Origin of the sequence: Streptomyces sp. NPDC046716, from assembly GCF_040645755.1 — a bacterium.
In the GTDB taxonomy this organism is placed as follows: Bacteria; Actinomycetota; Actinomycetes; order Streptomycetales; family Streptomycetaceae; genus Streptomyces.
Genome location: NZ_JBEYYU010000003.1, coordinates 149,974 through 165,992, shown reverse-complemented (window position 1 = coordinate 165,992; position 16,019 = coordinate 149,974). Strand labels below are relative to the sequence as shown.

At 68.7% G+C, this 16,019-nt stretch carries 14 protein-coding genes and 2 tRNA genes; 5 read left to right on the top strand and 11 right to left on the bottom strand.

Going from position 1 to position 16,019, the window contains the following annotated elements:
• Positions 1-29 precede the first annotated feature (29 nt).
• The gene (locus ABZ930_RS03645) at positions 30-722 is read right to left on the bottom strand and encodes a class E sortase (RefSeq protein WP_361540788.1); all 693 of its coding nucleotides are present in this window, start codon (positions 720-722) and stop codon (positions 30-32) included.
• Between the two features lie 23 nt (positions 723-745).
• Positions 746-1,525, bottom strand: coding sequence for a DUF881 domain-containing protein (locus ABZ930_RS03640; RefSeq protein WP_361540785.1), 780 nt, complete (start codon positions 1,523-1,525; stop codon positions 746-748).
• 152 nt (positions 1,526-1,677) lie between these two features.
• On the opposite strand from ABZ930_RS03640, the gene crgA reads away from it, so the two are divergent.
• Positions 1,678-1,935 carry a cell division protein CrgA gene (gene crgA, locus ABZ930_RS03635; RefSeq protein WP_361540782.1) on the top strand — a complete coding sequence of 86 codons (258 nt, stop codon included), beginning with the start codon at positions 1,678-1,680 and terminating at the stop codon, positions 1,933-1,935.
• A gap of 277 nt (positions 1,936-2,212) precedes the next feature.
• On the opposite strand, the gene ABZ930_RS03630 is transcribed toward crgA, so the two are convergent.
• Complete coding sequence (locus ABZ930_RS03630) at positions 2,213-3,106, bottom strand: rhomboid family intramembrane serine protease (RefSeq protein WP_361540779.1); 894 nt, start codon at positions 3,104-3,106, stop codon at positions 2,213-2,215.
• A gap of 93 nt (positions 3,107-3,199) precedes the next feature.
• Complete coding sequence (locus ABZ930_RS03625) at positions 3,200-3,727, bottom strand: peptidylprolyl isomerase (RefSeq protein ID WP_361540776.1); 528 nt, start codon at positions 3,725-3,727, stop codon at positions 3,200-3,202.
• Positions 3,728-4,043: 316 nt separating this feature from the next.
• Between ABZ930_RS03625 and ABZ930_RS03620 the strand changes: the two genes are divergently transcribed.
• Positions 4,044-4,742 carry a DUF5324 family protein gene (locus ABZ930_RS03620; protein WP_361541016.1) on the top strand — a complete coding sequence of 233 codons (699 nt, stop codon included), beginning with the start codon at positions 4,044-4,046 and terminating at the stop codon, positions 4,740-4,742.
• Positions 4,743-4,816: 74 nt separating this feature from the next.
• Here the strand turns inward: ABZ930_RS03620 and ABZ930_RS03615 are convergent.
• Positions 4,817-4,889: transfer RNA gene (locus tag ABZ930_RS03615), tRNA-Ala, on the bottom strand.
• 183 nt (positions 4,890-5,072) lie between these two features.
• Between ABZ930_RS03615 and ABZ930_RS03610 the strand changes: the two genes are divergently transcribed.
• Both ABZ930_RS03610 and ABZ930_RS03605 read left to right on the top strand, forming a co-directional pair.
• On the top strand, positions 5,073-5,621 hold the full coding sequence (locus tag ABZ930_RS03610; protein ID WP_361540773.1) for a DNA-binding protein: 549 nt from the start codon (positions 5,073-5,075) through the stop codon (positions 5,619-5,621).
• A 138-nt stretch (positions 5,622-5,759) separates the two neighbouring features.
• The gene (locus ABZ930_RS03605; protein ID WP_361540770.1) at positions 5,760-7,316 is read left to right on the top strand and encodes a serine/threonine-protein kinase; all 1,557 of its coding nucleotides are present in this window, start codon (positions 5,760-5,762) and stop codon (positions 7,314-7,316) included.
• A 73-nt stretch (positions 7,317-7,389) separates the two neighbouring features.
• Here ABZ930_RS03605 and ABZ930_RS03600 read toward each other — a convergent pair whose 3' ends face one another.
• Both ABZ930_RS03600 and ABZ930_RS03595 read right to left on the bottom strand, forming a co-directional pair.
• Positions 7,390-8,856: a hypothetical protein gene (locus ABZ930_RS03600; protein ID WP_361540767.1), complete on the bottom strand. Its 1,467-nt coding sequence runs from the start codon at positions 8,854-8,856 to the stop codon at positions 7,390-7,392.
• A gap of 206 nt (positions 8,857-9,062) precedes the next feature.
• Positions 9,063-9,191: a DLW-39 family protein gene (locus tag ABZ930_RS03595; RefSeq protein ID WP_003999697.1), complete on the bottom strand. Its 129-nt coding sequence runs from the start codon at positions 9,189-9,191 to the stop codon at positions 9,063-9,065.
• Between the two features lie 313 nt (positions 9,192-9,504).
• On the opposite strand from ABZ930_RS03595, the gene ABZ930_RS03590 reads away from it, so the two are divergent.
• Entirely contained in the window at positions 9,505-9,840 is a 336-nt protein-coding gene (locus ABZ930_RS03590) for a DUF6344 domain-containing protein (protein WP_361540764.1), read from the top strand.
• Positions 9,841-10,309: 469 nt separating this feature from the next.
• On the opposite strand, the gene ABZ930_RS03585 is transcribed toward ABZ930_RS03590, so the two are convergent.
• The 4 genes from ABZ930_RS03585 to gyrB all read right to left on the bottom strand — a co-directional run bounded on the left by ABZ930_RS03585 (position 10,310) and on the right by gyrB (position 15,975).
• A tRNA-Ile gene (locus tag ABZ930_RS03585) sits at positions 10,310-10,383 on the bottom strand.
• A gap of 132 nt (positions 10,384-10,515) precedes the next feature.
• Positions 10,516-11,208: a DUF3566 domain-containing protein gene (locus ABZ930_RS03580; protein ID WP_361540761.1), complete on the bottom strand. Its 693-nt coding sequence runs from the start codon at positions 11,206-11,208 to the stop codon at positions 10,516-10,518.
• A gap of 18 nt (positions 11,209-11,226) precedes the next feature.
• The gene (gene gyrA / locus ABZ930_RS03575) at positions 11,227-13,860 is read right to left on the bottom strand and encodes a DNA gyrase subunit A (RefSeq protein WP_361540758.1); all 2,634 of its coding nucleotides are present in this window, start codon (positions 13,858-13,860) and stop codon (positions 11,227-11,229) included.
• Positions 13,861-13,902: 42 nt separating this feature from the next.
• Positions 13,903-15,975 (bottom strand): DNA topoisomerase (ATP-hydrolyzing) subunit B, encoded by a 2,073-nt coding sequence (gene gyrB, locus ABZ930_RS03570; RefSeq protein ID WP_361540756.1) that lies wholly within the window; start codon positions 15,973-15,975, stop codon positions 13,903-13,905.
• Between the last annotated feature and the right edge of the window lie 44 nt (positions 15,976-16,019).

Here is a 16,019-nt window from a genome sequence, read left to right as displayed (position 1 = left end):
CCCTCCACACTGTCCGCTACGGCACCAGACTAACGGCGCAAGGCTTTCGGTTTCCCGGCCTCTACAGGCTGAGTGGAATCAAGGTGCCCCCACACGATCAGCCGATGGCTGTGGCCCCACTCGGGCTCGCAGGTCGTGAGCGTCAGATAGCGGCCCGGCTCCTTGTACCCGGACTTGATCGGCACCGGGTCGATGACGGCGACATCGCTGGGCAACGTCTTGTAGGGCTTCGTGTCGATGACGTACGTGAACCAGGTCGTCCCGTCCGTGAGCACGACGTCGTCGCCGGGCCGCAGCTTCGGGAAGTCCTTGAACGGGTCTCCGTAGGTGCGCCGGTGGCCGGCCACCGCGAAGTTCCCCTTCTGCCCGAGCTGCGCGGTCCCCGAGTAGTGGCCGAGCCCCTTCTTCAGGGTGCCGACCTCGGTGTCCTCCAGGACCGGCTTGTTCCACGTGAAACCGAGCCGGGGGATGGACATCACGGCGAACGGTCTGCCGTCCTCGTACGCGGTCGGCTTCGGCGGCGAGGTCGCGGCCGGTCCGTCCGAGGGCGCGGCGCTCGCCACCGGTCTCTTGGCCCACTGCCTCTGGAGATCGTCGATCTGGTGGTCCATCGCGCTGTCGGCCTTCACACCGGTCCAGAACAGCACATAGGCGACGAACAGCACGATCACGGCGCCCGCCGTGATGCACAACTCGCTGAACGTCCGGACGACGACTCGCACCGACACTGGTCCCCCAGGGGCAGCTACTCCACGGGCTTCGCGTAGTGGAGATCCACTGTGCCCGAGTAGCCGGGAAGAGTCACCGCCCCGTCGTCCTCGACTTTCCAGCCGAGCCCGTAGGCGTTGACGTAGAGCATGTACGTCTGGATCTCGGGCGATGCGGCGACGGCCGCCTTCAGCTTCTCCGGGTCGCCGACCGCCGTGATCTTGTACGGGGGCGAGTAGACGCGGCCCTGGAGGATCAGAGTGTTGCCGACACAGCGCACCGCGGACGTGCCGATTAGGCGCTGGTCCATGACCTTGATGCCCTGGGCGCCGCCGTGCCACAGCGCGTTCACCACGGCCTGGAGGTCCTGCTGGTGGATGACGAGGTCGTCGGGCTGCGGATCGGGGTAGCCGGGGAGCCGGACGGTGGCGTCGGGCGGGGCGTCGTCGAGTGTGACGGAGATCGCCTGACCGGTCACCTTCTTGGTACCGGACGCCTTCTGGAGGCGGTCCAGCTTCTCGTCCTCCGCCTTGGTCGAGCCGTCGTCGCGCTGCGCGAGCCGCTCGACGTCTCCGCGGGTGCCGCTGTTGGCCGCTTCCAGTTCCTGGTTCTTGTGGCTGCGCTCCTGAATGAGGTCGGAGAGCTTCAGAAGAGAGGCATCCGTGCGGATATTGGTGCCCTTGGCCGTATTGAAACTGGTGAAGAAGATCAGCCCGGCAAGGGCGAAAACGCCCACCGTGAGCACCCGCACGGGCCGGAATCGGCCGTGGGCGCCGCCGTGGTCAGGGCGGTTTCGGGGGTCGGCAGAATTGCTCAACGTACCCTTATCTCCTTCAACGCCGTGGAAGCACTACGCTAACGGACGGCCGGGGGAGCGCTCATAGTCCTTTGAAGTTCCGCTTGTACGCTGCCCGGAGCCAGCCCACGTTCCCTGCGCGGCCACGCAGCGCATCGACAGGAGAGACCCTCGTGCCGAAGTCACGTATCCGCAAGAAGGCCGACTACACGCCGCCGGCGGCGTCGAAGCAGGCAGCCAACATCAAGCTGACCAACCGCGGTTGGGTGGCTCCCGTGATGCTCGCCCTGTTCTTGATCGGGCTGGCCTGGATCGTCGTCTTCTACGTGTCGGACACCCAGTTGCCCATCGAGGCATTCGGCAACTGGAACATCGTGGTGGGCTTCGGCTTCATCGCCGCCGGGTTCGGCGTCTCCACCCAGTGGAAATAGCGCACACTCCGGCCTGAGCACCAGCTCTGCCCCAAGCTATCCACTGAGTTATCCACAAGACTTGTCCACAGTGGGGATAACTCTACGATCTGTGGATAACCCTCAGGCTGTTGACGCTGGTGTGACTAATCAAGCAGTCGTCGAGCACACGTTCGCCCCTTGCCCCTCCTGGGAAAAGCCCAGGTCAGAGGCGAGGGGCGACGTCGTTTCCGACGCGTCGTGCACGATCCCCGGTCCACTGTGGACAACCGGGGGCAACAACGGTGGATAACTGTGCTCAGGTGAGCTGGGATGTTCTGACGACGACGATGACGATCGTGGCCAGCAGGACCACCGCGCAGGTCCCGTACTGGATGAGGGAACGGCGCTCGCGCGGGGCGTGCACCATCGCGTAGCCGACGGCGAGACCGGCTACGAGGCCACCGACGTGGGCCTGCCAGGCGATGCCGCTCCAGGTGAACGTGATGATCAGGTTGATCACGAGCAGCCCGATGACCGGCCGCAGGTCGTAGTTGAGGCGGCGCATCAGGATCAGCGTCGCTCCGAACAGACCGTAGATGGCACCGGAGGCGCCGAGCGAGGGCTGGTTCGGCGCCATCAGGAGGTAGCACAGGGCGCTGCCGGCCAGGCCCGAGACGAGGTACAGGGCGAGATAGCGGGCCCGGCCGAGCGCCGCCTCCAGCGGGCCGCCGATCCACCACAGCGTGAGCATGTTGAAGGCGATGTGCGTGATGCCGTTGTGCATGAACATCGAGGTCACCAGCCGGTACCACTGGCCCTCGGCGACGCCCTGCGGAGTGTCGAAGCCGGGCACCAGCGCCCGGCCGATCAGCTCGAAGCGGCCGTTGAACAGCTCCACCGCATGCTGCCCCACGAAGACGAGCACGCAGATCCCGATCAGCACCTTGGTGACCAGCCGCGGGTCCGCCGCGATCGTGCCCCCGGCGAGGGTGCGCGGCTGATTGGCCGCGGGCGCGTGCCCCGTGCCCGAGCCGCCGCGCACACACTCCGGGCACTGGAACCCGACCGACGCGCTGACCATGCACTCCGGGCAGATGGGCCGCTCACAGCGGGTGCAGCGGATGCCCGTCGGCCGGTCCGGATGCCGGTAGCAGCCGGGCAGGCCCTGCGCGTCCTGCGGTTCCTGCGGGCTGCCGGGCGCCTGTTCCATGTCGGTCGTCCCCTAGGTGAGAGCGGTGATGAGGCGCGCGCGACAACGCACCGCCCCGCCCATCCTTACGGACGAGCGGGGCGCATTGGTTCCCTAGCGGGTCTCTACGGCCACCGACTCGATGACCACATCGCTGACCGGGCGGTCGGTGCGCGGGTTGGTCGGCGCCTTGGCGATGGCGTCCACGATCTTCTGGCTGGCCTCGTCGACGACCTCGCCGAAGATGGTGTGCTTGCGGGTCAGCCAGGCGGTCGGCGAGACCGTGATGAAGAACTGCGAGCCGTTGGTCCCCGGGCCGGCGTTGGCCATCGCCAGCAGGTACGGCTTGGTGAAGGCCAGGTCGGGGTGGAATTCGTCGTCGAACTGATAGCCCGGGCCGCCCGTGCCGTTCCCCAGCGGGTCGCCGCCCTGGATCATGAAGCCGCTGATCACCCGGTGGAAGACCGTGCCGTCGTAAAGCGGAGCCGTGGACTTCTCGCCGGTCTCCGGGTTGGTCCACTCCCGCTCGCCCCGGGCGAGCTCGACGAAGTTCTTGACCGTCTTGGGCGCGTGGTTCGGCAGAAGCCTGACCTCGATGTCGCCCAGATTCGTCCTGAGGGTGGCATACAGCTGCTCGGCCACGATCCGCCTTCCGTCGTCTCCTGTGCTCGCCCGATCCTCGCACGGCACAGGCGCGGGGGTTTCAGCCACCGAAACCGGTCTACTCGATACAGAGCAGGAGCGCCCTGCCACGATCCGTGGCATTGTCGTCGCCAAGCCCTATTTACCGCTCTTACCCGTCCTTACCGTTCTTACCGTTCTTTCCGCTTCGTACTGATCCTTACTGATCGGTACCGATCCTTATCAAGCCTTACGGCCGTAAGACACTTCCAGCAGGCATGATCAGCAAAAGGGTGGAAAGGTGAAATACCTGTACGCCACCGAGGAGGAGGATCACGTGACCCGCATCGACAGCGTGCGCGCCGCGACCGGCTCGGCGAAGGACAGCGTGCTGCACGCCGCGGAAGTGGTGGCGCCCTACGCGGGGACGGCCAAGGACAAGGCCGCGCAGTACGCGCACGACGCCCGTGTCGTGCTCGCTCCCAAGGTCTCCCAGGCCGCGCAGCAGGCTCGCGTCCAGTACGACGCGCACCTCGCACCGCGCCTTGAGCAGGCCCGCACGCATGTGCCGCCGAAGGTCGATCACGCCGCGCACGAAGCAGCGGCCCGCACCCGCACGGCTGCCCGGCAGGCCGCCGACTATTCCAAGCCGCGCCTGGAGCACGCCGTGGCCGCGGCCGGTCCGGTCCGCGACGAGGCGGCGGCCCGCAGCGCCGCGGCGATCGCCGCGCTGCGCGGGCAGGTCTCGCCCGAGCAGATCAGGAAGCTGGCCCGCAAGCAGGAGCGCCGGGCCCGCGCCGGGCGTCTCGCCAAGGGCCTGGCCGTCCTCGGCATCCTCGCCGGTGGTGCGGTCATCGCCTGGAAGTGGTGGGACAAGCAGGCCAACCCGGACTGGCTCGTCGAGCCGCCGGCCGCCACCGAGGTGCCCGACGCCGCCCCGCTGGCCTCGGTCGACAGCAGCGGCCAGGACATCCTCGACCCCGAGGTCCAGGCCAAGCAGGCCGAGGCCGAGACGGGCCCGGACGACAAGCACTGACGCCGACGCACCGCCGCGTCCGACGAAAGAACCCCCTTGACCGTGTCTCCACAGGTCAAGGGGGTTCTTCTCGGTGGAGCCTAGGGGAGTCGAACCCCTGACATCTGCCATGCAAAGACAGCGCTCTACCAACTGAGCTAAGGCCCCGAAAACGACGCGTCGCACCGGATGAATCACGCTCCGGGCGAGCACCGCAGACCAGAGTACCGGGTCACCCCCGGGATCCCGCAAAAGGATTGGGGGTCCCGGCAGACGACCACTCTCCGTAAGATGCCCCACGTGCTTCGCGGCAGCGAAGCACCGTACTTGGGGAAGCGATGGGGAGACGCAATGGACGCCGCACAGCAGGAAGCTACCGCAAGAGCCCGGGAGCTCCAGCGCAGCTGGTACGGGGAGCCGCTGGGGGCGCTCTTCCGTCGGCTGATCGAGGACCTCGGCCTCAACCAGGCCCGTCTCGCGGGAGTGCTCGGTCTGTCCGCGCCCATGCTGTCCCAGCTGATGAGCGGTCAGCGCGCCAAGATCGGCAACCCTGCGGTGGTGCAGCGCGTGCAGCAGCTGCAGGAACTGTCCGGGCAGGTCGCCGACGGCAGCGTCAGCGCGGCCGAGGCCACCGAGCGCATGGACGAGATCAAGAAGTCGCAGGGCGGCTCGGTCCTCACCAACACCGGCCAGTCCTCCTCCGGTTCGGGCGCTCCGACGGTCAAGCGCGTGGTGCGTGAGATCCAGTCGCTGCTGCGCTCCGTCTCCGCCGCGGGCGACATCATCGACGCCGCCGACTCCCTCGCGGCGACCCACCCGGAACTGGCAGAGTTCCTCCGGGTGTACGGCGCGGGACGCACCTCGGACGCGGTCGCCCACTACCAGGCGCACCAGAGCTGACCCGGCGAGGTCACCGCACGGCAGCCGGTGCCGTGACCGCCGACATCGACGGTGGTCGCGGACCGCGCCGGGCGATCTCGCGCGACGTCCGATGGAGCCCTGCGCAGCGTGGGCCCGGGAGGGGAGCGACGCACGACCATGGGTGAGGTCTTCGCCGGCCGGTACGAACTGGCCGACCCCATCGGCCGCGGGGGAGTGGGCGCGGTGTGGCGCGCCTGGGACCACCGGCGCCACCGCTATGTGGCGGCCAAAGTCCTGCAGCAGAGCGACGCCCACACGCTGCTGCGCTTCGTGCGCGAGCAGGCCCTGCGCATCGATCATCCGCACGTGCTCGCCCCGGCGAGCTGGGCCGCGGACGACGACAAGGTCCTGTTCACCATGGATCTGGTCTCGGGCGGCTCGCTGGCCCATCTGATCGGCGACTACGGGCCACTGCCCCCGCAGTTCGTCTGTCTCCTGCTCGACCAGTTGCTCGCCGGGCTCGCCGCGGTGCACGGGGAAGGCGTGGTGCACCGCGACATCAAGCCGGCCAACATCCTGCTGGAGGCCACCGGCACCGGTCTGCCGCATCTGCGCCTGTCGGACTTCGGCATCGCGATGCGCAAGGGCGAGCCGCGGCTGACGGAGGCCAACTATGTGGTGGGCACGCCCGGTTACATCGCTCCCGAGCAGGCGCTGGGGGCCGAGCCGGACTTCCCCGCCGACCTCTTCGCCGCGGGTCTGGTCGCGCTCTATCTCCTCGAGGGCGCCAAGCCGGACAGCAAGGCCCTGATCGAACACTTCGCGGAGCACGGCACCCCTGGGCCTCCACAGGGCGTGCCAGGGCCGCTGTGGGGCGTCCTCGCCGGGCTGCTGCAGCCGGATCCCGAAGCGCGCTTCCGCACCGCGACAGGGGCCCGCAAGGCGCTGCTCGCCGCCGCCGAGCTCCTTCCGGAGCCGGGCCCCGACGACGAGCTGATAGAGGTCTTCGACCAACTCGGTCCGCTCCCCCCGGGGTTCAGCCCCGACGGGCCGGCCACACGCGGCCGCAGGGCCCGCCCGCTGCACGCCCCCACGGCTCCCTCGCCCGCACCCGCTCCCTCGCACACGCAGTCGACGGTGGTGCCCGAGCGGCCCCTGACGCCGCCCCAGCCAGCGCCCCTGCCCGCTCACGCGCCCGAGAAGCCGCTCACGCCACCACCGCCGCCACCGGTGCCGCCGGTCACTCCTGGGCCGACGCCCACGGAGAGCGCTCGGAACACTCAGAACTCCCCGGAACCCGAACCGCCGGCTCCGAAAGCTCCTCTCCCCTCCATGTCGGAGACGGGCAGCTTCCATCTCCCGCCACCGGCCGCCCGAGAGGAACAGCCCCCGCCTCCACCCGTGGCGCCTCCGCTGCCGCCGGTCCAGCAGCCCGTCACGCCGTCGCCCGCACCGGCCCCCGAACCCCAGCCCCAGCCCCCGGCACCCACTCCTCGGGCGAAGTACCCGGTGCCCGTCGTCACGTCCCCCCACGACCTCTCCCTCTCCCCTCGTCCCGCACACACGGTGACGACCATGACCCCTCCCGACCAGGATCGTCACTCTCTGTACGCATCAAAGGGCAAGGAAGTTCCCCGGCGCCGCCCGGGACCACCCCCACGGGTGACGATCCCGGTCGTGCTCATCGCGCTGATCTGTATCGCCGTGGGCGTCTGGGCGCTGACCCAGGCCTAGACACCGGACCGGCGGACCGGCGGACCGACACGAGCCTCAGCCACTCCCCTCGCCCCGGCACCCCTCGGCTCCGCTACCGAACCCGCACCCGCCGCACCGCGACCACCCGCCACACCGCCAGCCACAGCAGCAACGCCGTGCCCGTCCCGATGCCGGCGACGCCGATCACCGTCATCACCGCGCTCCCCGGCGACGTAGCGGAGGAGGAAGCGGACCCCGACCCGGCGGACGAGCCGGAATCGACGGATCCCGAACCGGGGGAACCGGTCGATGCGCCACGCCCCTCGTCGGCCGAGCCATCCCCGGCGCCACCCTGCGCGACCTCCAGGTCCTCCCAGACGGCCCCGCCCGCACCGTTCTCCGCGGCTTTCCGGTCCGCGTCGGTCACCTGGAAGTCCCCCGCCTCCCGCACATAGTCGGGCGGCTGGACCGCGTTCCCGCCGACGGTCACCCGCAGCGTCACCACCGGGGCCTTGTCCTTGAGCTTCCGCGCCACCGCAGGATTCACGGTGACCTTCAGGTAGTACCAGCCGGCGAACCGCATCGCCGCCTGGCCGTCGCGCGACAGGTACCGGTTCTCGTAGGCCACGGGCGGCAGCGGATCGAACGTCACCGAGGCCGGATCACCCGCGTACAGGGCGTCCTCCGCCGTGACGGGAGCCCGCGCCGGGTTGTACAGCTGCACGTCGAACGCGTCGCTCACGCTGCCCCCGTGGGCCGGAGGCTCCGTCGAGGCGCTCAGCTCGGCATCGACGGACAACTGCTGTCCCCAGTCCACGGGGACGCGGAAGAAGTGACTCTGCCCGGGGCCGACCCGGTCCTTCCAGGCTCCGTCCGACAGGGCCCGCGCATCGTTGAAGCCGGTGCCGCCGCTGCGCTGCGTGCCGGTGCCCGACGGGGGCTGCACCGGCGCCGACGACCAGGTCCGCGGGCCCCCGGTGGTCGCCGGCGTGACCAGGCCCGGCTCGGTGGCCACCTTCAGTTCGAGACCCCAGGCGCCGCCCGTCGAACCGGTCTCCGCCACCCGCTCCACGGCCACGTCGTACATTCCGGCCGACTGACACCGCAGGCCGCCCGTCTTCACGAGTCGTTCGACGACGGCCGCGACGGGCCGCGGATACGCGCCGGATCGGAAGGTGGCGCGCTGGGAGTCGCACTCGTTCCCGCCGCCGTCCTGAAGGGTCACGGTGACACCGTCGGAGGCCGCCGCCTTCGTCCCCGAGCCGAGCGGGGGGACCGCGACCACGGAGACATAGGCGTTGGCCGCACCGTCCAGCTCCACGCGGTAGTGGGCGGTGGTGCTCGCCCCCGCCCCGAGCGAACTCCGGTACGTCTTACCGGTCGTGAGTTTGGGGGCGTCCGTACTGCTCTGCGCTCCTCGTACGTTCTGCGCGCCCTCGGCGAAGACGTACGGGTCGCTCGACCCCGTGCCGACCGCCCCGGCAGACGCCGGAACCCCGCACAGCCCCACCCCGACGACGACCGCCACCCAGGCCCGGCCGCGCCGCCCCTCCATCAGCCGCCTCACGAGTCCCCTCATGGAGCGCCATCCTGCCGCCCCGGGGCGCACACTGTCCGCCGGGCGCCGTAAATCCCGCCACGCACTTTGCCGACGCAAGCGGCCGCATCACATACGCGAACGTCTCGCCGGAGGCCGAGCACAGTCCACGGAACCCCGCACCCGGACAGCACGGAGCCCCGACCGCTACTGCGGCCGGGGCTCCGTGACGAGTCTGTCGTCGATACTCACGAACCCGTGGGCACGGAGTCGGTCGCCTCCGTCCACAGATCCTGCTCGGCGCGATCCGCCTGGATCTGGCGGTACACGAGGAGCCCGCCGATGGCTGCCAGTGCGACCAGGAGAAGCTTCTTCACCGCGCGACCTCGTCCTTCATTGACGTAGGGGACCTCTGGCGCCCGACTATACACACCGCCCGATACCGATCGGTGACCTGGATCCGCCTCAACTCCCGCCCGCTCCACAGCAGTCGAATCGGAGCTGTCTCATTCCCGGACTGTGAGATTCGCTGCTTTTCAGCAGTCATGGCAGCTCTTGCCCTCCCTTGAGGCCATCCGAGTGGTGTTCATCTGAAGATCGACGCGCCATGAGGGTCGGTCCCACCATCGAGGCCCTGCATACACATCATGAGGAAAGTACGCAAATCACCCGACCTGAAAGTGAGGGGCCATGACCAAGAACAAGGTCATGACGCTGTGGACCATCGTCATCTCTGCCTTCATCGCGCTCTTCTCGGCGCTCGGTCTCGTCACCCCGGCCGCCGCGGCCGCTCCCGTCCAGCGGACCGAGGAGGCGCACCGGGCCGTCGAGGCCGACGCCCCCGCCGCCACGGCGTCGCATCCCTTCTGGGCCTTCAAGAGGTCCCTGCCACCGACGATGAAGCAGCGCATCCGCGCCGAGGCCCACGGTTCCTCCCCCAGCTGCCGCCACCGCCCGCCGGCCGACTCCGAGCAGTCCGACGGCGACACCGACCTGGCGAACGAAGCGCTCGCGGGGCAGCTGTAGCCCGTACGGCACGACCCGCGACATCAGTGAGCAGCGGAAGAGCAGGCGCGCAGGCGCGGCACACGCTGCGGCAGGAACAGCACGCTCGAAGAACAGCGCACCACCAGCAGTAACCGGCATTTGCACCACGCGGTCAGCACACAGCAAGCGATACGCACCACAGCACAGGTACTACCGGCAGCACGTAGCCCGCACAACAGCTACCGATGCAACACCCGGCACAAGAGGCATGACGCACACGGGACGACGACGCGGCACCGCGCACAGCGGCACGCCCACGACGCCCCCGGCCCACCCCTGAGTGGTCCGCACAACCGAAGAAGCCGAGCCCCACCAGGCCCCAGCCAGCACATCCGGCTGAGAGGGCCCTTTCGCCGTGGCCCACGAGGACTTCCTCGAGCCGACCACGAGCCGCCCTGGGAGCACCAAAAAGACCCCCGGCCCAGTGGACCGGAGGTCTTCTCGTCTGTGGGGCTAACAGGATTTGAACCTGTGGCCTCATCCTTATCAGGGATGCGCTCTAACCAACTGAGCTATAGCCCCGCCGCGCTCTGCGGTGTGTGTCCCGCGCGCTGACTCCTGAAGATTAGCGCACTGGAGGGCCAGTCCCAAAATCGATAGTCCTGGCCCGCCCACCAGCAGGTCTTCAGGCCTCCACGAGCGCCGCCACGAGGATTACTCGTCCTCGGCGAGCGTGAGCTCGACGCCGCCGACGAAGCCCGCGGAGAGGTTGTAGATGAACGCGCCGAGCGTCGCGAGAGCCGTCGCCAGGACGACGTCGATGACCGCGATGACCGTCGTGAACATCAGCACGCGCGGGAGCGACAGGAACGACTGGAGGTCGAAGCCGTTGCCCTCGTTCGAGCCCGTGGCCTCGGAGATCGTGCCGCCGACCGTGGAGAAGACGCCCATGGCGTCCATGACCATCCACAGCACGGCGGCCGCGATGATCGTGCAGATGCCGAGCGCGATGGACAGCAGGAAGCTGACCTTCATCACCGACCACGGGTCGGCCTTGGCCACGCGCAGGCGGGCCTTGCGGGTGCGCGGGGTGGTGCGCGCCCCGGTGCGCGGCCTGCGCACCGCTCCGGCCGCCGGTGCGTTCTGGTACGCCTGCGGCGGGTGATACGGCCCGGCCGGCTGCTGCGGCTGCTGCCGCTCGCCGGGCAGGGCCCCGCCGCCACCGGCGGCGTACTGCTGGGTCTGCGGACCTCGGGTGTCCGTCACAGTTCCCCCCTGGGATCCATGAGACTCGTGCGCGTTCGCCGAGCCGCTCGAGTCCTTGACGTCGCGAGCGGAGCCACGGCCGCTCTCCGATTCCGTACCGGTGGATGTTCCGGTAGAGCCTGCGCCCGTGGCTCCGCTCACGATGACTCTCTCCTCGCGCTACTCGGCCGAGGACTGCTCGCCCTCGTCCGTTCCGACGGCCGTCTCGCCCTGGGCCGATTCGTCGGTCTCGGCGCCGTCCACCAGCTCGGCGGCCCCGTCGACTTCCTCAGCCTCACGGCCGGCCTCGGCATTGCGTGCGATGCCGACGACGGCATCGCGCTTGCCCAGGTTGATCAGTTGGACGCCCATGGTGTCACGGCCCGTCTCCCTGACCTCGTTGACTCGCGTACGAATCACACCGCCGGACAGCGTGATGGCGAGGATCTCGTCGGTCTCCTCGACCACCAGCGCGCCGACCAGCGAGCCGCGGTCCTCCACGATCTTGGCGGCCTTGATACCGAGGCCACCACGACCCTGGACGCGGTACTCGTCGACGTTGGTCCGCTTTGCGTACCCACCGTCGGTGGCGGTGAACACGAACGTACCCGGCCTGACGACATTCATCGAGAGCAGTTCGTCGCCCTCGCGGAAACTCATGCCCTTCACACCGGATGTGGCACGGCCCATCGGGCGCAGTGCGTCGTCCGTCGCGGTGAACCGGATGGACTGCGCCTTCTTGCTGATGAGCAGCAGGTCGTCCTCGGCGGAGACCAGCTCGGCGCCGATCAGCTCGTCGTCCGAACCGTCCGCCGCCTCGCGGAGGTTGATCGCGATGACGCCGCCGGACCGGGGCGAGTCGTAGTCCTTCAGGGACGTCTTCTTCACCAGGCCCGCCTTGGTGGCGAGCACCAGGTAGGGCGCGGCGTCGTAGTCGCGGATCGCGAGGATCTCGGCGATCGCCTCGTCCGGCTGGAAGGCCAGCAGGTTCGCCACGTGCTGCCCGCGCGCGTCGCGGCCGGCGTCCGGGAGCTCGTACGCCTTCGCGCGGTAGACGCGGCCCTTGTTGGTGAAGAAGAGCAGCCAGTGGTGGGTCGTGGACACGAAGAAGTGGTCGACGATGTCGTCTTCCTTGAGCTTCGTGCCGCGCACACCCTTGCCGCCGCGCTTCTGCGAGCGGTAGTCGTCCGTCTTGGTCCGCTTGACGTAACCGCCGCGCGAGATCGTGACGACGATGTCCTCTTCGGCGATGAGGTCCTCGATAGACATGTCGCCCTCGAAGGGGACCAGCTTGGAGCGCCGGTCGTCGCCGAACTTGTCGACGATCGCCTGGAGTTCCTCGCTGATGATCTGGCGCTGCCGCTCGGGCGAGGCCAGGATCGCGTTGTACTCGTTGATCTTCTGCTGAAGTTCGTCGTGCTCGGCGACGATCTTCTGGCGCTCCAGGGCGGCGAGTCGGCGCAGCTGCATCTCGAGGATGGCGTTGGCCTGGATCTCGTCGATCTGGAGGAGGCCCATGAGGCCCTCTCGCGCGATCTCCACGGTGTCGCTGCGCCGGATGAGGGCGATGACCTCGTCGATGGCGTCCAGGGCCTTCAGGAGGCCGCGCAGGATGTGGGCGCGCTCCTCGGCCTTGCGCAGCCGGAACTTCGTCCGGCGGACGATGACCTCGATCTGGTGCGTCACCCAGTGGCGGATGAACGCGTCCAGGGAGAGGGTGCGCGGCACGCCGTCGACGAGCGCCAGCATGTTGGCGCCGAAGTTCGTCTGCAGGTCGGTGTGCTTGTACAGGTTGTTGAGGACGACCTTGGCGACCGCGTCGCGCTTGAGGACGATCACCAGGCGCTGGCCGGTGCGCGAGGACGTCTCGTCGCGGACGTCCGCGATGCCGCCGACCTTGCCGTCCTTGACGAGGTCGGCGATCTTCTGGGCGAGGTTGTCCGGGTTGACCTGGTACGGCAGCTCCGTGACCACCAGGCACTGGCGGTTCTGGATCTCCTCGACCTCGACGACCGCGCGCATCGTGATGGAGCCGCGGCCGGTGCGGTACGCCTCCTCGATGCCCTTGCGGCCCACTACAAGGGCGCCCGTCGGGAAGTCGGGGCCCTTGATGCGCTCGACGAGGGCGTCCAGGAGGTCCTCGTGCGACGCCTCGGGGTTCTCCAGGTACCACTGGGCGCCGGCCGCGACCTCGCGCAGGTTGTGCGGCGGGATGTTGGTGGCCATGCCGACCGCGATACCGGCCGAGCCGTTGATCAGCAGGTTCGGGAAGCGGGACGGCAGGACGGTCGGCTCCTGGGAGCGGCCGTCGTAGTTGTCCGTGAAGTCGACGGTGTCCTCGTCGATGTCCCGGACCATCTCCATGGACAGCGGCGCCATCTTGCACTCGGTGTAGCGCATGGCGGCCGCCGGGTCGTTGCCCGGAGAGCCGAAGTTTCCGTTGGAGTCCACCAGCGGCATGCGCATCGACCACGGCTGCGCGAGGCGCACCAGGGCGTCGTAGATCGAGGAGTCGCCGTGCGGGTGGTAGTTGCCCATGACGTCGCCGACGACGCGGGCACACTTGTAGAAGCCCTTCTCGGGCCGGTAGCCGCCGTCGTACATGGCGTACAGGACGCGGCGGTGGACGGGCTTGAGGCCGTCCCGTACGTCGGGCAGCGCGCGGGACACGATGACGGACATCGCGTAGTCGAGGTAGGAGCGCTGCATCTCCGTCTCGAGCCCGACGGGCTCGATGCGCATCGCGAGGGCGCTGCCGTCGTCCGGCTCGGGGGTGCTGGGATCCGTGGCAGGGGTGGGGGTCTCGTCGGCCATTGCTGGTGAAGATCCTTTCTGTGGCGGTCAGCTGAGACCGACTCAGATGTCGAGGAAGCGGACGTCCTTGGCGTTGCGCTGGATGAACGAACGGCGCGCCTCGACGTCCTCACCCATGAGGACCGAGAACAGGTCGTCGGCCTGGGCGGCGTCGTCGAGCGTGACCTGGCCGAGGACGCGGTGCTCCTGGTCCATGGTCGTGATGCGCAGCTCCTCGGCGTTCATCTCACCGAGACCCTTGAAGCGCTGGACCGAGTCGTCCTTGATGCGCTTGCCGGCCTGACGGCCCAGCTCGATGAGGGCGTCGCGCTCGCGGTCCGAGTACGCGTACTCGAAGTCGTCCCGGCCCCACTTGATCTTGTAGAGCGGGGGACGGGAGAGGAACACGTGCCCGGCCTCGACCAGCGGCCGCATGAAGCGGAACAGGAACGTCAGCAACAGGGTGTTGATGTGCTGGCCGTCGACGTCGGCGTCCGCCATCAGGATGATCTTGTGATAGCGGAGCTTCTCGATGTCGAAGTCCTCGTGGACTCCGGTGCCGAAGGCGGAGATCAGCGCCTGGATCTCCTGGTTCTGCAGGATCTTGTCGATCCGCGCCTTCTCGACGTTGAGGATCTTGCCTCGGATCGGGAGGATCGCCTGGTACTGCGGGTTACGGCCCGACTTGGCCGAGCCGCCGGCGGAGTCACCCTCGACGATGAAGATCTCGCACTTGGTGGGGTCGTTCGACTGGCAGTCGGAGAGCTTGCCCGGCAGGGACGCGGACTCCAGCAGGCCCTTGCGGCGGGTCAGGTCGCGCGCCTTGCGGGCCGCCACGCGCGCGGTGGCCGCCTGGATGGACTTGCGGATGATGTCCGACGCCTCGACCGGGTTCCGGTCGAGCCAGTCCGTGAGGTGCTCGTGCACGACCTTCTGCACGAAGGTCTTCGCCTCCGTGTTGCCCAGCTTGGTCTTGGTCTGGCCCTCGAACTGCGGCTCGCCCAGCTTCACCGAGATGATCGCCGTCAGACCCTCGCGGATGTCGTCACCCGTGAGGTTGTCGTCCTTCTCGCGCAGCAGCTTCTTGTCGCGCGCGTACCGGTTGATGAGACCGGTCAGCGCGGCGCGGAAGCCCTCCTCGTGGGTGCCGCCCTCGTGCGTGTGGATCGTGTTGGCGAAGGAGTAGACACCCTCGCTGTAACTACTGTTCCACTGCATGGCGACCTCGACGGACAGGAGCCTCTCCTTGTCCTCGGCCTCCAGGTCGATCACCGAGTCGTGGACGACCTCGCCCTTGCGGGAGTTGAGGTACTTCACGAAGTCGACGATGCCGCCCTCGTAGTGGTACGTCACCGTGCGCGGCTCGAAAGCCGTGTCGTCGCCCGCCTCCGAGGCGTCCGCACCGGCCGTGGCCTTGGCCGACTCGCGCTCGTCCGTGAGCTTGATCGTCAGGCCCTTGTTGAGGAAGGCCATCTCCTGGAAGCGCCGCGACAGCGTCTCGAAGGAGTAGTCGGTGGTCTCGAAGATGTCGCCGTCGGCCCAGAAGGTGACCGAGGTGCCGGTCTCGTCGGTGGCCTCGTGCTGCGCCAGGGGCGCGGTCGGGACGCCCGCCTTGTAGTCCTGCGTCCAGCGGTGGCCGTCGGTCCTGATCTCGACGGCGACCTTGGTGGACAGCGCGTTCACCACGGAGACGCCGACGCCGTGCAGACCGCCGGAGACGGCGTAACCGCCGCCGCCGAACTTGCCGCCCGCGTGCAGGACGGTCAGCACGACCTCGACGGCCGGCTTGCCCTCGGACGGGATGATGCCGACGGGGATGCCGCGGCCGTTGTCGATGACGCGGACGCCGCCGTCAGGCAGGATCGTCACGTCGATCGTGTCCGCGTGGCCGGCCAGCGCCTCGTCGACGGAGTTGTCCACAACCTCCTGCACCATGTGGTGCAGGCCCCGCTCACCGGTCGAGCCGATGTACATGCCGGGTCGCTTGCGGACCGCGTCCAGCCCTTCGAGGACGGTGATCGCGCTGGCGTCGTAGGAGGCCTCTGTGGCCCCCACCTGCGCCTCGGCGTCGGTGGACGGGATGTTCTCGTTGGGGTTGCCGGAATCGGCCACGAAGCGCCCTTTCTGGCACAGCACAAGCCCTGCTCCCGGTTGGTGGCCGGAGCGGCTGCGGCGTGTTG

Bases quoted from the DNA above. Each gene is read 5' to 3' on its own strand.
- ABZ930_RS03630 (WP_361540779.1), bottom strand. From the start codon at position 3,106: ATGGAACAGGCGCCCGGCAGCCCGCAGGAACCGCAGGACGCGCAGGGC.
- ABZ930_RS03610 (WP_361540773.1), top strand. From the start codon at position 5,073: ATGGACGCCGCACAGCAGGAAGCTACCGCAAGAGCCCGGGAGCTCCAG.
- ABZ930_RS03605 (WP_361540770.1), top strand. From the start codon at position 5,760: ATGGGTGAGGTCTTCGCCGGCCGGTACGAACTGGCCGACCCCATCGGC.
- ABZ930_RS03600 (WP_361540767.1), bottom strand. From the start codon at position 8,856: ATGAGGGGACTCGTGAGGCGGCTGATGGAGGGGCGGCGCGGCCGGGCC.
- ABZ930_RS03590 (WP_361540764.1), top strand. From the start codon at position 9,505: ATGACCAAGAACAAGGTCATGACGCTGTGGACCATCGTCATCTCTGCC.
- gyrA (WP_361540758.1), bottom strand. From the start codon at position 13,860: ATGGCCGACGAGACCCCCACCCCTGCCACGGATCCCAGCACCCCCGAG.